Annotated in this window: 19 protein-coding genes; 8 read left to right on the plus strand and 11 right to left on the minus strand. The window is 38.0% G+C overall.

Annotated features, from left to right (window positions below; genetic code table 11):
• Positions 1–2: 2 nt before the first annotated feature.
• The 7 genes from L4D20_RS04295 to L4D20_RS04325 all read left to right on the plus strand — a co-directional run bounded on the left by L4D20_RS04295 (position 3) and on the right by L4D20_RS04325 (position 4,411).
• Positions 3–350 (plus strand): DUF1293 family protein, encoded by a 348-nt coding sequence (locus L4D20_RS04295; RefSeq protein WP_428800308.1) that lies wholly within the window; start codon positions 3–5, stop codon positions 348–350.
• Positions 351–359: 9 nt separating this feature from the next.
• Positions 360–584 carry a hypothetical protein gene (locus L4D20_RS04300; protein WP_428800309.1) on the plus strand — a complete coding sequence of 75 codons (225 nt, stop codon included), beginning with the start codon at positions 360–362 and terminating at the stop codon, positions 582–584.
• A 33-nt stretch (positions 585–617) separates the two neighbouring features.
• Positions 618–812 carry a hypothetical protein gene (locus tag L4D20_RS04305; protein WP_428800310.1) on the plus strand — a complete coding sequence of 65 codons (195 nt, stop codon included), beginning with the start codon at positions 618–620 and terminating at the stop codon, positions 810–812.
• A gap of 121 nt (positions 813–933) precedes the next feature.
• Positions 934–2,535, plus strand: coding sequence for a hypothetical protein (locus L4D20_RS04310; RefSeq protein ID WP_428800311.1), 1,602 nt, complete (start codon positions 934–936; stop codon positions 2,533–2,535).
• 2 nt (positions 2,536–2,537) lie between these two features.
• The gene (locus L4D20_RS04315; protein WP_428800312.1) at positions 2,538–2,879 is read left to right on the plus strand and encodes a DUF2523 domain-containing protein; all 342 of its coding nucleotides are present in this window, start codon (positions 2,538–2,540) and stop codon (positions 2,877–2,879) included.
• The gene (locus tag L4D20_RS04320) at positions 2,879–4,261 is read left to right on the plus strand and encodes a zonular occludens toxin domain-containing protein (RefSeq protein WP_428800313.1); all 1,383 of its coding nucleotides are present in this window, start codon (positions 2,879–2,881) and stop codon (positions 4,259–4,261) included. The genes L4D20_RS04315 and L4D20_RS04320 overlap by 1 nt, the downstream gene beginning before the upstream one ends.
• A gap of 9 nt (positions 4,262–4,270) precedes the next feature.
• Positions 4,271–4,411: a hypothetical protein gene (locus L4D20_RS04325; RefSeq protein WP_428800314.1), complete on the plus strand. Its 141-nt coding sequence runs from the start codon at positions 4,271–4,273 to the stop codon at positions 4,409–4,411.
• Positions 4,412–4,739: 328 nt separating this feature from the next.
• Here the strand turns inward: L4D20_RS04325 and L4D20_RS04330 are convergent, their stop codons facing one another.
• The 5 genes from L4D20_RS04330 to L4D20_RS04350 all read right to left on the minus strand — a co-directional run bounded on the left by L4D20_RS04330 (position 4,740) and on the right by L4D20_RS04350 (position 9,947).
• The gene (locus L4D20_RS04330) at positions 4,740–7,103 is read right to left on the minus strand and encodes a hypothetical protein (protein WP_428800315.1); all 2,364 of its coding nucleotides are present in this window, start codon (positions 7,101–7,103) and stop codon (positions 4,740–4,742) included.
• Complete coding sequence (locus L4D20_RS04335; RefSeq protein WP_428800316.1) at positions 7,096–8,298, minus strand: SIR2 family protein; 1,203 nt, start codon at positions 8,296–8,298, stop codon at positions 7,096–7,098. The genes L4D20_RS04330 and L4D20_RS04335 overlap by 8 nt, the downstream gene beginning before the upstream one ends.
• A 261-nt stretch (positions 8,299–8,559) precedes the next feature.
• Positions 8,560–8,934 (minus strand): regulator, encoded by a 375-nt coding sequence (locus L4D20_RS04340; RefSeq protein ID WP_428800317.1) that lies wholly within the window; start codon positions 8,932–8,934, stop codon positions 8,560–8,562.
• 241 nt (positions 8,935–9,175) lie between these two features.
• Entirely contained in the window at positions 9,176–9,562 is a 387-nt protein-coding gene (locus L4D20_RS04345) for a hypothetical protein (protein WP_428800318.1), read from the minus strand.
• Positions 9,563–9,590: 28 nt separating this feature from the next.
• A complete protein-coding gene (locus L4D20_RS04350; protein WP_428800319.1) occupies positions 9,591–9,947 on the minus strand; it encodes a hypothetical protein in 357 nt (118 codons plus the stop codon).
• Positions 9,948–10,257: 310 nt separating this feature from the next.
• Between L4D20_RS04350 and L4D20_RS04355 the strand changes: the two genes are divergently transcribed.
• Positions 10,258–10,866 (plus strand): hypothetical protein, encoded by a 609-nt coding sequence (locus tag L4D20_RS04355; protein ID WP_428800320.1) that lies wholly within the window; start codon positions 10,258–10,260, stop codon positions 10,864–10,866.
• Between the two features lie 86 nt (positions 10,867–10,952).
• On the opposite strand, the gene L4D20_RS04360 is transcribed toward L4D20_RS04355, so the two are convergent.
• From L4D20_RS04360 to L4D20_RS04385, 6 genes are all read right to left on the minus strand, one after another.
• Positions 10,953–11,552, minus strand: coding sequence for a hypothetical protein (locus L4D20_RS04360; RefSeq protein WP_428800321.1), 600 nt, complete (start codon positions 11,550–11,552; stop codon positions 10,953–10,955).
• Positions 11,553–11,625: 73 nt separating this feature from the next.
• The gene (locus tag L4D20_RS04365) at positions 11,626–12,660 is read right to left on the minus strand and encodes an exonuclease/endonuclease/phosphatase family protein (protein ID WP_428800322.1); all 1,035 of its coding nucleotides are present in this window, start codon (positions 12,658–12,660) and stop codon (positions 11,626–11,628) included.
• 5 nt (positions 12,661–12,665) lie between these two features.
• Positions 12,666–13,307: a ribonuclease T2 family protein gene (locus tag L4D20_RS04370; RefSeq protein ID WP_428800323.1), complete on the minus strand. Its 642-nt coding sequence runs from the start codon at positions 13,305–13,307 to the stop codon at positions 12,666–12,668.
• Between the two features lie 282 nt (positions 13,308–13,589).
• The gene (locus L4D20_RS04375) at positions 13,590–14,837 is read right to left on the minus strand and encodes a hypothetical protein (protein WP_428800324.1); all 1,248 of its coding nucleotides are present in this window, start codon (positions 14,835–14,837) and stop codon (positions 13,590–13,592) included.
• Positions 14,838–15,031: 194 nt separating this feature from the next.
• Positions 15,032–15,427: a hypothetical protein gene (locus L4D20_RS04380; protein ID WP_428800325.1), complete on the minus strand. Its 396-nt coding sequence runs from the start codon at positions 15,425–15,427 to the stop codon at positions 15,032–15,034.
• 696 nt (positions 15,428–16,123) lie between these two features.
• Complete coding sequence (locus tag L4D20_RS04385) at positions 16,124–16,867, minus strand: substrate-binding periplasmic protein (protein ID WP_428800326.1); 744 nt, start codon at positions 16,865–16,867, stop codon at positions 16,124–16,126.
• Positions 16,868–16,869: the final 2 nt, after the last annotated feature.

The raw sequence follows: 16,869 nt of genomic DNA on the forward strand, positions 1-16,869 counted from the left end.
TCATGGCTAAAGCAGTATTTGTATTGGGAATGGACATTACGTGGAACAGTTTTAAAGGTGACGGTGCTCAACTGAACATCTCGCGTCCACTTCGTGAAATCAATTCCGAGAAATTCAAGCGTCGTACTATTGGCGAATCAGGTGATGTGAATCCCCAATGGGACCAGCCGTTAATGGTGGATTACGAATACGCACTGAAACTGGAGAAGTCAGGTGCGCTCGTTCCGCGTCGCGAATACGAATTACGTCTGGAAATTAATCCAGAAGATCCACTATCAGGTGCGGTTGTTACCGAACTTGTTCCAGTGGAAGAAGAAATCAAAGCTCACTTTAAAGCGTCTTTTAAATAGGGCTTCGATATGACGTGCGTAATTGATAACACCACACACTTAAGCATTGATGATGTGACGTGCGATTACCACGTATTAACACCCGAGGAATATAACCAACTGGTTGAGGTTATTTCGACAGGTGCACTCACTATCGATTCTTCTTTGTACATTACCGTTAGCGGCTGGATCTTATTTTCATTTGTTAGCGGTCATGTTCTAGGTCGAATCATCAAGGGTCTATCAAAGGGATAGATTCATTTTTCAGAAATAAGAAGGAAATTTGTTATGAAAAAAGTGTTAGTTGGTTTAGGTACTACGGTACTGGCTTTTGGTGCTTCGGCAACGTCTGAAACTGAAACCGCAATCAATGCGGCTGTGACCTCTGGTCAATCAAATTACGGTTTGGTTGTCGTGGGTCTGATTGGTTTGGCTGCTCTTGGCTTTGGCCTTAAAGCAATCATGGGCGGAATGCGCTCTTAATGGCGGCTTTTGCTACTGATATCGTGACCATCCTGTTTGGGATGGTCATGTCTATGTCTTTTGTTATGGGGGTTTACACTGGAATAAACGCTTCGTAACGTCACCTTAAGGAGCTGTTGAAATGGACTTAGAAAAACGCTCTAAACTCACCAAAGCCTTTAACGATTTTATCGTGGCTCTCTTCTTTTTTATCTTTGCATGCCTTGCTGTTTTTACTCCTCCTCATGTGTTCGCGAATGAAAATGTGTATTGTCCTGCTGAAAATGAATGGACTGGTCTTGTCTATTTTCCTTATGGAACGGAAGGTTTGACTCACTTTGCTTGTATGGAGGATTGTCAGTATGTGAATCGTTATGGTGTACAAAATATTTGTAACGCAGAGGATAATCATTGTTATACAGATATGGCTTCTACTGGTATTCAATGCTTAGGTACTGAAGACAGTATTGGTGATACACCGAATAAACCTGATGTAACGACGCCTCCCGAATATCCCGACGAATGTACGCCGGAAAACCTACCTGATTGCGAAGAGCCGCCAGATACCTCCGACTCTTGGGTGACGCTTCCTGCTCCAATAGAAGTTATATGTACGGAAAGTACCCAGCACCTTTGCCAAGCCAAAATTTACAATGCCATCAACTCTGTTGCGGCAACTAACAAATCGCTCGTTGATACCTATTTTCGGCAATTAAATACGAAATCGACTCGGGCTCAAATTGATACCTTATACGTCAAGAATAGAGTTGAAACAGATAAGTTAGCGACAACATTACGCCATCAAGATAGTAAGGCCAACTATCATTACGAAAAACTATCCGAGCAATTAGATTCGCTCGATTACACAGCGATTACCGACAAGCTCAGTGAAATGAGTGATGTACTTGATTACGAAGTCGCTTCTCAAATCAATCGCCTAATTAACTATTCTGCGAATATTGAAAGCTATGCTCGACAAATACCAAGCAACTTCAGCACGATGATGGGTTACTTAGGACAGACAAACTATAACGTCACTCAGTTGCAAGACGATACAGCAGAATTAAAAACGGGGCTTGATAGCTTGAGCACTGAGTTTTCTGCCATGCAACCAACGATTGATGATATTTCGTCATGGTCCAAAGCGGCTAAGAATAATTCTGCCACCGCTAAGAACCGAGCCATTGAAGCGCGCGATGCCGTCAATGCACTTCAAACTTCGACTGATGCACAATTTGCTTCTCTAACTTCTGATATTTCCGCCACCAATGACGCAGTAGTCGCAAATGGATTAGCGATTGCGGCTCTTGGTGATACGGGTGGCTCTGGCGATATGTCAGGAGTTGAAAGCGGAATTGGTGAAAGTAACAACCTACTGTCAGATATTCGCGACTCCATTGGGTGTGATGGTGATTGTCTTGCTGGCTTCACACCAGAAGGAAAAACCTATGGTTCGCGTTTCTTGTACGATGCTGAAAAGCTGACTCAAATACAAAACGCCATTGATGTTTTGAAATACGAAGCCACCCAAGAAATCCAAAACTTCAGAAATCTATTCAGCTTTGACACTACGGCCATGAACAACGGAACGTATAAAGATCATTCATTAGATCTCTTCGTTAACGGCCAAGCGCATTCATTTAAAAGTGGTGTGCTCCCTGCCCTTATCGACAACGCGACCTTAATCGCTTCCATCATTTTGTTCATTGCCGTTCTGCTCGGCATTAAGAGTTTGGGGAATTAATCATGGATTGGATCATCGACATATTTAACTTCTTTGGTGATGGCCTTGATTCGATTATCAACTTCATCAACTCCACGCCAACCATGTTTGAAGACATCATTACTTACATGCAGCTGTGGTACATCAAGATGCAGTTCACTATCTATATCAGCTTTCTAAAAATCAGTTACCAAACGGCCCAGCTGCTGCTCGAAGAGATTGGGTTTAACGATGTGCTCGTTTCAACGTTTAACTTATTGCCTGACGAACTTCGTTATTACGCGCATGCGTTTGGACTGCCCAAAGCGATTGCTACTTACATCAACTTCTTTACTACGGGGTTTGTTATGAGGTTTAGCAAATAATGGCTATCTGTATTAGAACGGGTGCGAACGGTTCCTATAAATCGGCCTACTCGGCTTACTTCGTGATCTTAAAAGCCCTTAAAGCAGGTCGTATTGTTGTGACCAATTTTGAGGGTATGCAGCCATTAGAAGAAATTCAAAAACGATTGAACATCACCTTCCCTTCAACGGCCCGTTTGATACGTATCTCGTCGCGTGACGAAACGGGTATTTTCCTTTGGACTTATTTCTTTTGTTGGATGCCGATTGGATCTCAAGTGGTGATTGATGAGTGCCAGGATATCTATTCAACCAAAATTGGGTTTGATATGAAGAAAATCAAATACCGTCCTATGGCCGACTTCATCACCAAAGAAAAGAACGACAACTTATTACCGAAGTCTTTTCTTAAACTGTTCGATTCACGCTACGTTCCTGTCGATATGGATAAACTTGATTCCAATGAAATGGACGATAGAGGCGTGGCAGAATATGACGAACTTGGACGACCTATCTATCCACACACGTTTAATGGTGCATTCATGCGTCACCGAAAATACGATTGGGATATTGAATTGCTCTCACCCGATTGGACGCAAATCGATACGGGTATCAAGATGTGTGCAGAGCAATGCTTTTTCCATAAACACCGTGACCAATACCCATGGGCTAAACGTAAGCCTTACATCTACAAACATGAAAAGGCGGTCACTAAACCAAGTATCCCAAAGGGCTATAACGTCAACTTGATCACCGAAAAGATCCCTTTAGATACTTTCCTTTTATACAAATCTACAGCAACCGGCTCTGTTAAAAATGCAGGAGCTATGAATACCCTATTTCGTAGTCCTAAGTTTTTTGCCGTCGCTTTGTTGTTCCTATCCTGCGTGGGGTATTTAGTCTATGCGCTATCCAATATGGTTTTTGGTCTTGATGAACAGGTTTCGCAATCGGAAACGGTGGCAAGTTCGGTTCAACCTTCCACTCAAAGCAGTGTCGTTTCGACTGCTCAAGTTCCTACTGTTTTATCTAATGGTGGGGATAGCCATCAAGTTGATAACAGTGGGAATCAAAGCAATGCTAATCGTCTAGATATTGGCTCACTCTTTCCGTTCAAGGGATTCCAAAACATCTACATTACGGGCCATGTGATCAAGGTTAACTTAGATGAAAACAGGATTAACGTGACATTGTCACTCGAAGTTGATGCGGATGACGGGACCTATTTCGTTAACGAAAAGTACTTAGACCACAACGACATAGACTATCGGTTCATCGACGATTGTCTGTTGGAAGTTCGACACCAGAGCCTAAGACAGATGATTACATGCAGGCCGCGCGCTAAAGGTGATGTGGCGGTGACGCAAGCATCACCACAGCAAGCCCAAGTCAGCTTATTTTAAGGAGGAAGTATGGAAGCCGTGATTCAACTGACCGAACAGGACTATCAAAAGATAGCAGAGTTCCTTTTTGTGTGGACATTCTTAGGTGTGTTCGCAGCACTCATCGCTTATGACGGTGTGTGTATGTTTCTTAGTTGGCTGCGTTCGTAAACGTCCAGTAAAGAAAAACCAGAAAGTCCGCTGTTATGCGGACTTTTTTGTTGGTGCAGACAAAATATAGAAATCGTTGCAGTGAAAGCGGTTTTTGCTTTCTCGGTTAACGATTTGAACAAGCGCAGCGCGTTAGTTTCTTTTTCTTGTATGGTTTCGACTTAGTCGGCTCGCTATCTTCGAGTTTGGAGGTAGCGAGACTGAGCGGACGACAACGAGAAAAGATAGCGGAGCTAGATTTGGGTCAGAACCCCCGACCTGTATTACGGGGGTAAATTCCACCATTTCTATGCTTTCTACGTTAACCGTATAATTTCTTATTCATACTCTATTCCTTAAAACCAAATTTATGTTTTTCCAACGCTACCTGCTCGTCAGTTCGTCTAGTTTCTGAGCGGATCATTTCGGTTAAAGCTTCTTTATACTTAAATGCAAACTTAACTACATTTACATCTTCGTCTTGTTCCCATAACTGAATATTTTCTTTTTTCCGTTCATATGCTTTAGCTAGACCATATTCACCATGGACCACCCCTGTACCATTTAAGGAATGAATAAACATTTCGAACTTCTCTTCAGTGCATGCTACCGACGTAAGTAGAGTTCTAATTAATGGTAAGATCGATGTGTTCCCTTCGTAATTAGTGACTAATGCTAGTATTAGCTTCAACTCTCTATCATTGTTTGGGTTCAATTGATTAAGAATCTCATCAATTAGTTGTTCTTCAAATACTGGGAAGCACTTCTTAAACAAACTAGCAATACCAAATTGGAAAATTCCATCGTCATAATCATAATTATTTTTAATAAGAGATAGAAGCTTATCCGGATGTTTGGCCAATACATCTTTGATAGTAGATAAGCTGTAAGGGATATCTTCGTAACGTTCTTCAGTAATGTGGCCGATCCCCTTTTTATGAGCTACTCGCTGTTGAAAAAAATAAAAAATATATTCGGGATTATTTTCTGCAACTTGTTCTAGTACACCTTCTATTCGGTGGTCTACTTCACTCACAAACACTAAATTATCAACTAACAGCTTTAAATTCTCATCCGAAAGGACGTTGATAAATGATTCACTTTTTTTGTTATACCAAACGTAATTAACCCAATTGGTTTTTTTCTCTGAGTTCAAAAAAATCATGATCTTTTTAAATTCATCGTTGATATTTTCTTGACCAAAATTATCTTGATTGAACGTAATTAGACGTATCAATGCGCACAAACTATCAGTGTTGCTCATTAAGATACATTTGTCTGTCATGATTGAGACTAGTTCGTAATCTAGACCTTTGAGGTTTGAGAACGCTGAAGATAGCTCCCATAAATACTGCCCATTTTCAATCCACTCACAAATCAATTCTCTAAACTGTTTGTTTAAATGAGACTTCCAAACCCCTCTAAATACCCAAATCAATGATTTATTCAGTTCTGATGTTTCTAATATTCTAGATAGAATCTCATTTGGAAAACGTTCAGCAATACTTTCTACAAAATGAAATAACTCAGGGAATGTAGCAAGATCTTTGGATTCGGTTTTTAGGTAGTGTTCCACTCTATTTAACCAAAGGAGAATATTTTCGTTTGAGACGCTCTCTATATGATCGTTGATTCGTTGGTCACGCAGTTCTTTTTGAGCACCATACCCATCTCTAGAAGTTCTTTCTTCTTCCCAATCGTTAAATATGCCTTCGTAACCGACTAGATCACGATATATCTGATACTCCAGATTTTTTTCTATAGCTTCTTTTACCATCAAAGTTGCATTTTTTGCCGCAACAGATGTTCCATGGTAGTAATTCCAGTAAGCATTGTGCTCGATTATTTGAACCAACTCTAAAGGAGCTGATTTAATCAAAGTGGACCAATACTCGTGAATTTCAATTGTATTATTTTCTACAAGCTCTTTCAGAGCCTCGGATAACTGATTACGAGTGCCCGTTCTGCAACATGAATTCATAAGAATAATGAGAGATTTACTATCGCCTAGCGTTCTAGCATTTTGATAGAGTTCAAATATAGAAACTATCACCCCTTCCCGTAAATTGATGATCTGGGGACTTACTGGTAAAGCCATTGTTTGGATTGATACTGTATGGTACTCCCAGTTATGGCCCTCTATTTCGGTTTCCAGGAATTCTTTATAAGCTATGTTTAGAATAGGGAAAAAATCCAGTTTTCGATTTAATGGAAGTTTATTAAATGTCTCTAATAGCTTTGTTTGAGGATCAAACCCAATTGTTCTAACTGCATGGAGATTGAATTCTGATAGTTCTTTAAACACTTTTTCGATTTCGCTTCGTTGGTCTGGATCTTCCTCCCAAAAGCGTAATAATGTGTTAACCACCTGATTTTGTTCCAAGTACCTTAGCCTACTTAGCAGCGAGATTATTTTTGAATTGAGTTTAACTTTAGTATGGTAGCGCCTTAAAGATTCATCTATTACGTCTAACTCTATATTGTCATGAAGCCGTGCCCACAGATTAGTAAGATCCTGTAACGCCCTTATCGATATGTGGCTTATGAATTTATCAAGTATATCGAATGCGTTTGATAGAAGACCGTATGAATTCGAATCGTTTAATATTGGTTGTAATTCGTTATAGATAGCTGACAAATAGGATTGTGCTTTTGGATCATCATGTGGCTTTGCAGCAAAATATTCGATTGCTTTAACTTTTAAACTATCCATCTATACGCTCCATAAGAAATTCCATGATATCGTCTTCTATTTGTACAGCTGCCTCGATCGAGAACTCACCTTTAACTGCAAGGTAGTAGTGTTCTGTTTCATTCAATAAACTTCGTTTCAGTAAATACTCTACACGGTTGGACACCAAACTTTGTTCATAGCCCCTAAATTGTGTTAAGTATTCCATTAGCTTTTCTTTAGCCACAGTATCGAAAAGAGCAGCAAAACCCAATATTTGCTCATCTAATGGAATTATTTTTTCATTTTCATCAACTAAAGCAGCCCTTAGTACACCTACAGTTTTTGTTTGTTCTTTTTGCTTTAATACAGATGACTCGATATCTTCCACTTTTCTTTCGTCAACTTCACGAATCTTCTTTAGCAAAACCTTTAACTTGTTATTTAGATCCGAATGGTCTCCATTCTTTTCATCATAACTAATTAAATTGATGCCATATTCTTTTTGGTAGAACTTTACTCTTTCTGGGGTCGTGTTCTTCATGAATGCCCAAAATTCAAGAGAACTAGAGTTATAAGCTTCTGTTACGTAATTTCTAATATGATTAAAGTCAGGGTCATTTACATCAGAACCGATAAAAACCAGCGTTTTCGATTGAATTAGGTGCTTGAGACAATCTAGGTCAACACTATTGCCGTGAATTTCCTTTCGATAGGACTTGAAATCGAAAACGATATCATCAGGCATTGTTACGCACCCATGATACTTATAGACATATTGTTTAAGCTTACTTCTCATTATTTTGTTAAGTGAAACAGTGTCGCTTTTGTGTACAACTTGGATTTGACGCTCGAGAGATTTATAAACCTTTTCAATGAGTAAGTCATAATTCGGAGTTACTATACAAGAAGTCGGAAGCTCTGCGATAAGGTGGTGTATTTCCTTCGGTTCTGCTGAGCGAAATATTGAACAATTTTCATCATCATTAAAAAAGTCTTTTAAGGACTTACCGTGCGACTCTAACTCTGATGTTAATGCACTGGTGGCATTGATTAGATCATTAGTACTTTCTTCCAGAAAGTCATTTGCAACTGCGGTATTTCCTCCGAGACGAGATGTGTAATCCTCAAGCCACATAACCAAAGTCTTCCATGACGGAAGCCCGGACGGTATGGATGCACCAGAGCCGATAAAAAGAACAGTGTCACTATCAAAGTCCTCAGCCAACTTATCCATTAATTCCAAACTTGTTCTCTCCCCTACACAAATTCTAGCAACAAGCCGTATAATGCACGCTATGCCCCAAAAGCCTCACAGAATTTTCCATAAATAGGATTATTAGCAGACTTAACTAAAATAACATTATGCTTTTTTTTATTTATAAAATGAATTGAATATCGTTAGTTATTTGATGCACAGGAGTACTAATACTTTACGGTGAGATATTGTGGAGAGAAAGAGTGCGGTAATCTGCACTCTTAAAGAGAGACTACTGTATCAGCTATTTCTTTTGATTCGTTCTATAGCTCTGGCTAGTTTGAGCAGTTGTCGACAGGTTTGAATTTCTAGATCAGATTGAATATGTAGTAATCCAATGCCCGTAAGTAACTGTTGAGGAGAGACTAGTTGACCAGTTGGTAATCTCATTCTCCCATGTATGATTTTAAACCCTTCCCAATCAGAACTCGTGCTAATTTCAACTCCCTTACATAATCGCATTAGCCTTTTGCACTCTTTAGGGATCTCTTTACCTTCATCCCAAGCAGTGACTTCACTCACACTTTTAAAACATAGCTTAGTTACTTCATCCTTGGTTAAATTACATTCGATTGCACGAAAAACATGATTTTTAGTCATATCGTGATACTTCATCGTTTATTCCCTTAAAATAGGGAATTATGCATACCTTTATGAAGCCTGTTGCATTTAACGTAATGTAAGATAATACGCACTATTGATAGAACCATCAAAATTTTGAAGCTATATGATCGAGTAGAGAAAAGGATTTATGACAGCAAAGTATATTACTGCTCATTGGTATCAATGTTCATACTAACGTTTCGTATTTTGGTGATAAGTGCCCTCCTATTTACGGAGGGCTTCAACACAACCTCTAAGAACTTAGATCTGGAAGCATAATACTTTCCATTAAATGTAATGCTTTCGTTTTTTGGTCCGAAGTAGCATCCCCAGATTGAGCTTGAAGAATTAAATCTCGTTCTTTTGCCGAAATGATTACAGTAGTAAAGATTGCATCCAGTACATCATATGTAAACAAAACTGGGCTAGACGTATTATCGTACGAGAATTGATATAACTTAGCCAAAGCTAACAATTCTTTTACCGCAGAGCCTAGTCTGTTTTCCACATTATAGCGCTTTAGCTCGGCATAATGTTTCATCGAAACCGAAGGTTCAACGCCTTTACTTTCCTCGACTAGTTCTCCGAACTCCAACCATCCTATAAATTTAAAATCATCAATTGTTACCAAAATAATCATACCTCTTTGTTTAGTTATTAAGGCCGTCTTATTTAGACCCAACAAGTCGTTCAAGTACCGAAAAATTCAATAAATTTCCAAATATAGGTACTAAAACTACCGTCCAAGCAACGTTTGTTGTTAGATACCAGTTATTGATCGAATCAAAACCTATATATTCACTCATACTGAATAGCTGCAAACAGTTATCACTGATTGCACACGCCGCATATGTAACATCAATGATCTCCCACTCTCCACTTTTAAGATAGCTATACACACCAAATCCAACAGATGCTATTGGAGCAAATATGGTGGTGAAGATAGCTAGTATTGAGAAGTCCTCTATCACCAAAGCTATTATTCCCCACACGAAAATTAGAGAAACAAAAACAAGTATTGCCATTTAGAAGCCTTATTAACATCAATTAGTGAAAGTTTGTTTAAAGTAACACTATAAACGCGAATGATAATAGCTATCATCAAGAGGCCAATCAAGACTATTTTATTCAAGGTGGCTATTGGATTGGGTGGAATCATTTGTTTGACGGGTGATTTAAATGTGTGAGGAAGCAATAGCCAGCAGTTATCAGCTGTTTTGATATCACACCGCTCTACGTTTTTGATGTAATCGTGTAGAACAGCATAGTTTTCTTGATATATGCATCTGAGTATCGTATAAAACCAAACTATTCCTTTTAGTTTAGCGTATCACTATGAAAGATAAGAAAAAGTGGCTAATTGATACACTTTTACCGCAGTTCAATACTAGCCTTAGTGCCAACTTAATTTATTTGCACAATACGCTAACGTGGACCGTTACTCTTGTAACTGCCGGTATCATTGCAATAATGCACTTTAGTGAGTTTCCAAACCATCTTAGTTTGGCTTCTTTGAACATTTTGCTATTGCTTCTAGTTCACTTTTCAATAAGAACTGGCAAGGCCTATCTTAACGTTGTCAGATATGGGATGTTGGATAAACAAGTAGTGAGATATCAGCTTGAAACAATTGACGATGACAACTTTGAAGCTTTCGATGAGTTAAAACAAAAGGTCATTAAATACCACTGTGATTGGGTAAGCCCCCTATCAAGATCTACTGTAATTAAAAAAGTTCTGTTTGAACTTGGCTTTGCTTATTTCATTGGTATAAACATTGCTGCTTCGGTCTATGCCGCTAACTTACTAGGATGGGATAGTACCAGTATCATAATAATTCTAATTACAATCATTTTTCTCATACTAGAAATCTTTATAGCATTTATTGGCTCAACTTACTTCAAGAGCATAGATCAAGATAGTTATGCCAAAAAAATCAAGTAAATACGATTATCCCTTTAATTTAGCAATTTTGTTAAAGCGACACAGCTTGATCATTCCTGGTATGTAGTCGCTTTTGATGACCTTTATCATTTTACTCTCTGATATGTTACATCTACTTTTTTCATACTAATTGACAGTTTGTTCCCCAACGGACCGTTCACCTCAAGCGAGGTTACTTCGTTTTCATTACTAACGATAGAGTACCGCCCAGTAATATTTAGGGGAATAAAGCTCTCTAATGGTGGGATAAGATCCATAAACTTTGGTTCACTCAAGTCAAAAAGGCTTTGGTTTACTTGTAGCGATGTTGGGTTCGATTTCGAATTAGTTAATGTAATATACAAATTCTCTGAGTCGTTCAGCCAGGTTCCTGTGCCATCTAAGTCATAACTTACTTTAATCGAGTCTTGATTGTCAGTTAAGGTATTTATATTCATCTTTCCTTTGAAGTTGTACATTCCAGTTTTGAAGTATTCCGTCGTACCTTCTACCGTAGCAACACCACCATTTACAGAGTAACTATATTCAGATGCCCATATGCCAAAGAACTTATCTGAATTCCTCGGGCTATCATCAAACAGATCCATTTCGATATAAATAGTAAACAAAAGAGCCAAAATACCAGCTGTTGCAGCAACTCTTTCGAGAGTAAGTTTAATTTTTTCCTTATCTTTATCTTTACCCACCTTCTTCTCCTGTATATTTTTAATTCCTTAGTAACGCAAAACCTTACTTATTCTTAGAGGGCTATTTTCGAACCTAGTCTGTATCGCTATATGTCGATATATAAAATAGTACAGGGTTATGGTCGGAGTAATATTGACTAAATTTATTACCATCATAAGGATCACCAGGGTAATGTGCTTGTGAATCTTCAGGCCAAAATTCGAGCATTTTATCGCGCAATTCAACAACTTCGATTCCAGGAATATATTTTATGTCTGTATTATTTGTTTTCAAGATAAGAACGTTGTCGTAAGGTTTTGGATTATTAGAGACGTTGGTTTTTTTGCAGTTTATACCTTTATTTAACGCATTATAGTCGTCAGAAACTGAAGAACTAATCTCCGCACAATTTTTAAAGTTCATATCTCCAAGTATTATAAAGTTATCATCTTTATCTTTATTGGATTCTACCCAACTATAAATTCTGTCTAACTCTCTACTCCTTTTAAGTCCGTCTGTCGGACTAGCTCCAGCAGCTAGGTGGGTAGAAATGACGACAAAGTCTGTTTTTGTTTTGATATGCTTGAAGCTAAATGCATAAGGAACTCTATCGAACACGTCATTATTACTTCTATCTAAATCGACAAAACCTTGTATCAAACTCGGCTTTGGTTGAACAATACCCGGCTTGTAAAAAGCCACAAACCATTCGGTAGATGTCGTTGAGCTATGGTTAGTTGAAGAAGCACCGGTATCCTCCTCTGATAAAACATAATTAAAACCAGCGGAAATCATCCCTTCAAAAAAACCTTTTGATTCAGGGTCAGATCGATATTTTTTGCCGTTTGGGTATGATCCATCATAAGGTGGAGCAACTAACTCTTGTATAAATACTAAATCATAATTAGACAAAATATTCGCAATAGCTTCGTTATCTTTTAGCTTATAGTGTCCAACAAACTTGTTATTATACGTAACTATTGATAATTGGTTCGTTGGTAAACTTTTGTTAACCAACTTCATTTCTACCATGTCACTTGAGTTTGACGAACATGCGAATAAAGCAACAGCCGAAATTAAGTACATCCCTACAAATATAATCTTTTTGAGTGTTGGTAAAAACAGCATATTAACTACTCCTGTGGACAGCTCATTAGGTTAAGCTCTGTGTCATAACAAATCGCGAATTCGTGTTTCATATTCACAATGTTACTTTCAGTGATCGATTGATTATTTGCGATCATCCACTCTATTGCTTGGGTAGTGTCATACTCTTTAGGGGGTAACTCTAACGCATTGTGTAAACTGCTAGTTTGAGAAAAGTACTCTTCTGCGGTATCGAAATCGCAGGCTCCATGCTTTTCCCACTCCCCTTGTAATAATGCAGTGCCTGGAGACATACATAGATAAGGGATTAATGTTTCCAATGGTTCAGGGTCAAGATCTCCTTCACACCATCTAGGATGCCCGTCCTTTTTTTGGTCTATAAAGCTCTGTTTATTTTCAGCCCAAAGACCATGAACAACCCATCCGAAGTCGTTATCTGATTCGCATTGAAACTTTAGTTTATCTGCGAACCCACGACTTTCTGCATATTTACAAAACCTAGGTGAGTTAGAATAAACTAGAATGAAAAACTCAGTATCTCCTAGATTCTGAGCATCACTTTCCGCCTTTATTGCATTATAATTCGGGTTCAATAAACTCGATTCTATGTTGCAGTTTGCTTGAACACTTGCAGATAAAAAGGCCACAATCAACAAAATCCATTTCATAATAACTTCCACATTTTTAAATATCTTTAACCTTAGTACGTCGTAAAAATAAACATGTGATCTATGTAGACAAACTCATATCAATGATATTCATATTAACTAAATTGAATTAAGCCTATGAGAACGTCACTAAAATAGACTTGGAATCATCACGACACAGTAAGGTGACAACTTCAGCGGAAATTAAAGGAAAGTGAGGAGGATGATGTTTTTAGCATAGCTTGGTTAATGAAGACTTAAGGGCCCATATGAAGGACCCCTATCATTGATAAGGGGCCCCAGCTAGAGGTTTTCTTCAACAAAAGTCCGCTCATCCTTATACACAAGTCCAAAGTTCAACTTAAGAATCAATTCTTCCAAAGTTGAACTTGGCTTACATGGTAAGAGAACTACTTTTTTTACGTCTTTACCTAAGAGGTTTTCATAATCGAATAGTTGGCCAATAGCCATTCTAACTGCTGTCCGATCTGAAGTTGATTTTGCTTCAAATAAATAATCATCCAAAAACAGGTCTGTGTATAAAGGATTACCATCACCAAAAGAAATCTTGTTTCGCTTAGGCTTAACAATTTTCTTAAACTCACAGTATTCTTTAACTAGACAAGATTCAGAACGATTTCCCGTTCTCTCGCCCGTGCCTTTAACCATGAATTGTTGATCATTGTCGACTTCTATATCAACGGTTTCAATATCTATGCTACAAGAATTAGTTTTGGGGATTCCCACTTTTTCTTGTCGGGCGCTGTCTACGATCGTTAATGATAGGTTGTCTTTCCCTATGGTTTTATCGAAAGACAAAAATAAAGGGGTTTCCGTTTGATTAAAATGCTTTGAGACGTCTCTCGAAAATCTTAGATCAAACCGAGTGACACCCTTCTTATCGACAGATTTCACGACCTTAATTGAAACAAGATCACCCCGGAAAGTTGCTTTTAATTCGGTATTATCTAATCCGGCAGTAAAAAATGAACGAACAGATTTAGGCAACCTAGTACTAGAATAATTAATTAGGGTGGAGTCTATATATTTGATTGCCTTTGTTTTACTAACTACTTCCCAACTCTTGCCGTAACCTGTATTAGAATCCGCTTTCTCCGCAGAAGATTTCGATTCCATTTGAGCAAGAGACAAAATTTGTACATAAGCATTTTTATCAATCTTACGCACGGCGTCCCGGAAATAATTTTTAGCCGTGTGCGATTCAATGTGGCTTCCTTTAAATTTAAAAGGGACCGCTTTATCAAAGGCTGTAAAACCTTCGAGTTCTGCGTATAAATCACCTTTTTTGCTTAGAGGATCAGGAGTGATCGCACATACCGTCGCAAAACCAAAGTAATGAGGCTGCTTTGACAAACGTTTGTTAGCAAACTTAGAGTTGGTCATCCGACCCTTGTAGTAAACTACTTTTGTTCCAACTCTAATACGGGATTTAGCTATATAAATCTTTGGAAAATGATACTTTACTCCAGTTTGATCTTTCCACGCAGATTCATCATTCTCTACTATTACGGCATATCCTTCTTGCTCCATAAGTCTCTACCTTTAGCCTCAATGAATAACATTCATTAAAGATTAACATGACACTGTATGCATGACCAGTATTCGTGCTTAATTTGAATGATGTTGTTTATAAGACCGCATTTGAGCTTACGATACGTATAAAAGTCGAATCAAACTATCGTCCTATATTTATTTTTTTCAGTAACATAGTGGTGATAAAAGCACTAAATATTTATACTCGTGTCTATCCTCGCATCCTTATAGTACTTCTGGACAGTATCGACCTCGAACTGAATTTGTGTGTGTCTAAGCTTATAGATCTCTATATTGGAGTCCCGTTTACGTACCTGTTCTTTTAATGTAGAGACCTCATCTAGAATGGATTTTTTAAATTTCAGTTCATTTTCTAGTTGTTTATTTCTATTTTCTAGCTCTTCACTAAGGCTTGCTGTTTTCTCGTACTCAGCATTTAGTAATTCTACTTCTCTAGGAGCTGTATCTGAATCGCTCAAGTTAGCAGCTATTTTATTACTGTAATAGAAATGTAATGGAGCTGCACCTAGAAAGAAAGACGTTAAGATATAGAACCAAAACTCAGTAATATTGATAATATAATTCATACATATTCACCCTGGAATGTTAATGACAAAAACAAATTGTGTGCATTAGCATCGATGTCGATTCCATTTGATGACGACTTCACTGAACGTCGGGTAGTGCACTCCTACTACTATCAATGCTTCAAATAACACATTAGAATTCAATGTAGAATATACATATTCATAGATCATTTTTGATTACAATAACACTCAATATTGAGATTTCTTTTGATTCATAATTGCCGCTAACTTTCGCGATATTCGTAAAAGCACGCTACATGTATTCTTATCGATTTCGCTATTGATCTCTACTAAAGCTGCTCCTATTAGTACTTGATTCGCAGTTAGTCTCTGCCCCGTTGGCAGAACTAGTTTTCCGTGTTCGACGTAAAATCCCAACCAGTCATCAGTAGAGCCAATTTCTCTATTAGAATTAAGCCTCATCAACCTTTTACACTCACGAGGTATAGGATTTCCCCTGTCCCACCTTTTGATGGTGGTCACACTTTTAAAACATAATTGTGCTGTTTGCTCTACCGTTAAGCGGCAATAGAATTCCCTAAAAAAGAGGTTTTCGGTCATTTGGCTAAACCTCAACTACATTCGTTGAGAAAGTTGAAGTTTTAATACATACTAGATTTATTGATAACTTACTGAATAGTAAGCTTTTGTTTAACATAACGTCTGATAATACGCACTGTGGTATTGGAGGAATATTTACTTTTCATAAGCTCCGCGGTTCGATTCTGAATCAATTTGTTCATACACACCGCTTTCACGAAGTTTCTTTAAGCCACTATTGAATGCCGCAATCAGTTGTTCAGAACGTTTTGATTTCTTAGAGATAATTAATGAATATGAGAGTAAGTTTATTGGTTTAGGATTCATCACCAATTTATCTTCTGCATTTAACTTATCAATAAACTTATTCGCGACATTGGGATATTCCAAGAGTATATCTAGTCGGCCTGATAGTAACTTATGATAATTACCAATCTGATTTTCTATCCGGATAATATTGATTACGTTGGATTTTTCAAGCTCTGACAAACCATAGTCATAGCCTAAAACTCCACCAATCTCTAGACCTTGAAGATCTGAGACTTCATTCCAGACAACTTCATCATCCCGTCTATGAAAAACCGCAATGGGAACTGACAATATCACATCTGAAAATAAAGCGAACTTAATGCGTTCATCGGTTTTAGAATAAGCAAATGAACCGTCGACTTCTCCTGTTCGGACTTTGTCAAACCCTCGAGCCCACGGGTAATAGACCAGTTCAACTTCATAACCTTCTTGTTTAAAGGCTTCAGTAACAATGTGAGCAACAAAACCGCCTTCTCTTAGAGTCTGTGATTGATACGGGTACCACTCACCTGACGCAAGAGTCACGATGTCATTAGAAAAAGCGAAGTTAGAACTCAATGAGAATAACAAAAGTAAAGTAGATAACTTCATCT

Origin of the sequence: Vibrio kyushuensis (assembly GCF_050337325.1) — a bacterium.
GTDB classification, from domain to species: domain Bacteria; phylum Pseudomonadota; class Gammaproteobacteria; order Enterobacterales; family Vibrionaceae; genus Vibrio; species Vibrio kyushuensis.